This is a genomic window from Staphylococcus sp. AC872 (assembly GCF_979255425.1).
The window spans coordinates 1-255 of sequence record NZ_CEEDKW010000068.1 but is presented as its reverse complement, the minus strand read 5'-3'; the positions used below and the strand labels follow the sequence as shown (position 1 = coordinate 255).

At 62.4% G+C, this 255-nt stretch carries 1 protein-coding gene; it reads right to left on the bottom strand.

The genetic code is table 11. From position 1 onward, the window contains the following. Nucleotides 1–15: 15 nt before the first annotated feature. Nucleotides 16–255: cytochrome c family protein (locus tag ACZ267_RS12955; protein WP_463680355.1), on the bottom strand; the 240-nt coding region annotated here is incomplete at its 5' end.

Sequence of the window (255 nt, the reverse complement as noted above, 5' to 3'; positions counted from 1 at the left end):
ATGCAGGGGAGGACATCAGCCGCCCATGCACTCCTTCTCGGCCTTCCGGGCGGTCTCAGGCTTGTCCTCGTGGTCGGAGGGACGAACGCGGCCAACCGCGCCATCGGCCCGGGCCTTGAGGTAGGTGTAGAGATCGTCCGAGTAGCACATGACGTTCTTGTTATCGCCAAAGGCCGGCATGACCTTCTGCTCGGATGCGCTGATGTCCTGCTTGCCGCCCACCAGGATGCCGATGAACTCCTCATACGAGAGGTG